Raw genomic sequence first — 2,115 nt, 5'->3', positions numbered from 1 at the left:
TGCCGCGCAGCGCCGCATCGAGGTTGGACAAGGGCTCGTCGAACAGGAAGGCCGAGGGTTCGCGCACGATGGCGCGGCCGATCGCCACACGCTGGCGCTGGCCGCCCGACAGCTGGCCCGGACGACGCTCCAGATAATTGGTGAGGTTGAGCACGCGCGCGGCTTCCGTCACCTTCCTGTCGATCGCCGCCTGATCCATCTTCGCCATCTTCAAGGGGAAGGCGATGTTCTTGGCGACGCTCATATGAGGATAGAGCGCATAGGACTGGAACACCATGGCCAAGCCGCGCTTGGCGGGAGCCGCCCCGGTGACGTCCTTGCCGTCGATCTCGATTGCGCCCGACGTGGTGTCCTCAAGTCCCGCGATGAGGCGCAGGAGCGTGGACTTGCCGCAGCCCGACGGGCCGACGAAGACGACGAACTCGCCGTCATTGATGGTCAGGTCGATGCCCGGAATGACCTGCGTGGCGCCGAACGACTTGTTGACCTTCTTGAGAATGATCTTGCCCATGGTGGTTCCTCCCCGATCTCTGTTCTACTTCACGGCGCCGAAGGTGAGGCCGCGGACAAGCTGTTTCTGGCTGAACCACCCCATGATCAGGATGGGCGCGATGGCGAGCGTCGAGGCCGCCGAAAGCTTCGCCCAGAACAACCCTTGCGGACTGGAGAACGAGGCGATGAAGGCCGTCAGCGGGGCGGCATTGGTCGTCGTCAGGCGGATCGTCCAGAACGCCTCGTTCCAGGCCAGGATGATGTTGAGCAGCATGGTCGACGCAATGCCCGGCACCGCCATCGGGGTCAGCACATAGACGATCTCGCCCCACAGCGACGCGCCATCCATGCGGGCCGCCTCCAGGATCTCGCCGGGGATTTCCCGGAAGTAGGTGTAGAGCATCCAGATCACGATCGGCAGGTTGATCATGGTCAGCATGACGGTGAGCCCGATGCGGCTGTCGAGCAGGCCGAAGTCGCGGAAGATCAGGTAGATCGGCACGAGCACGGCGACGGCCGGCATCATCTTGGTCGAGAGCATCCACATCAGGATGTCCTTGGTCTTGGCGGTCGGCGAAAACGCCATCGACCAGGCGGCGGGCACCGCGATCAGCAGCGCCAAAAGCGTCGAGCCGAGCGACAGGACCACCGAGTTCAGGAAGAACTTGAAGTAGTTGCTCTGCGCCTGAACGGCTTGGTAGCTCTCGATCGTGCCCGAAGGGATGATGTTGAAGCCCTTGATCGCCTCGGTCTCGGATTTGAACGAGGTGATGATCGTATAGAGGATCGGGAAGAAGATGATCAGCGCGACGATCCAGGCGGCGATGGTGAAGACGACGGTGCGTCGTGTCGAGACAGCTCTAGCCATGGTCGTATCCCCTTACTTGTCCAGGTTCTTGCCGACGGCGCGCATCAGGAAGAAGGCGACGATATTGGCGAGGATGACGGCGATGATGCCGCCGGCCGAGGCGCCACCGACGTCGTAGCCGAGGAGCGCGGTGCGATAGATCAGGAACGGCAGGTTGGTCGAGGCATAGCCCGGGCCGCCATTGGTCGTGACGAGGATTTCCGCATAGACGCCGAGCAGGAAGATCGTCTGGATCAGGATGACGACGGTGATCGAGCGGGCCAGATGCGGCAGCGTCAGGTAGACGAAGCGCGACACGAAGCCCGCGCCATCCATCTCGGCCGCTTCCTTCTGCTCGCCGTCGAGCGACTGCAGCGCGGTCAGAAGGATGAGCGTCGCAAAGGGCAGCCATTGCCAGGCGACGATGATGATGATCGAAAACAGCGGATATTGCGCAAACCAGTCGACCGGCTGCAGGCCAAGGGCACGATTGATATCGGCAAGCACGCCATAGCCCGGATGCATGATCATGTTCTTCCACACCAATGCGGCCACCGGCGGCATGACGAAGAAGGGCGAGATGATCATGATGCGCACGATGCCCTGCCCCCACATCGGCTGGTCGAGCAGCAATGCGATGCCCACACCGCCGATGACGGTGATGAACAAAACGCCGACCACGATGAGCAGCGTGTTCCAGATCGACTGGAAGAAGGCGGGATCGGTGTAGAAATACTGGTAGTTGAACAGCCCCGCCCAGCTGACATTGGCCGGGT

3 protein-coding genes are annotated in these 2,115 nt (G+C 62.0%); all 3 read right to left on the bottom strand.

Annotated elements, in window-relative coordinates; translation table 11 throughout:
• Positions 1–511 (bottom strand): ABC transporter ATP-binding protein (locus tag MUU55_RS29020; RefSeq protein ID WP_244764248.1); only part of this gene is annotated, 511 nt, incomplete at its 3' end.
• 24 nt (positions 512–535) lie between these two features.
• A complete protein-coding gene (locus tag MUU55_RS29015; RefSeq protein WP_244764247.1) occupies positions 536–1,360 on the bottom strand; it encodes a carbohydrate ABC transporter permease in 825 nt (274 codons plus the stop codon).
• Between the two features lie 12 nt (positions 1,361–1,372).
• The coding region (locus MUU55_RS29010; protein ID WP_244764246.1) for a carbohydrate ABC transporter permease at positions 1,373–2,115 on the bottom strand (743 nt) is incomplete at its 5' end.

The organism is Shinella curvata, assembly GCF_022899935.1.
GTDB classification, from domain to species: Bacteria; Pseudomonadota; Alphaproteobacteria; order Rhizobiales; family Rhizobiaceae; genus Shinella; species Shinella curvata.
This window is presented reverse-complemented; position numbering and strand designations above follow the sequence as displayed.

Coding starts and splice junctions, on each gene's coding strand:
- MUU55_RS29015 (WP_244764247.1), bottom strand. CDS start 1,360: ATGGCTAGAGCTGTCTCGACACGACGCACCGTCGTCTTCACCATCGCC.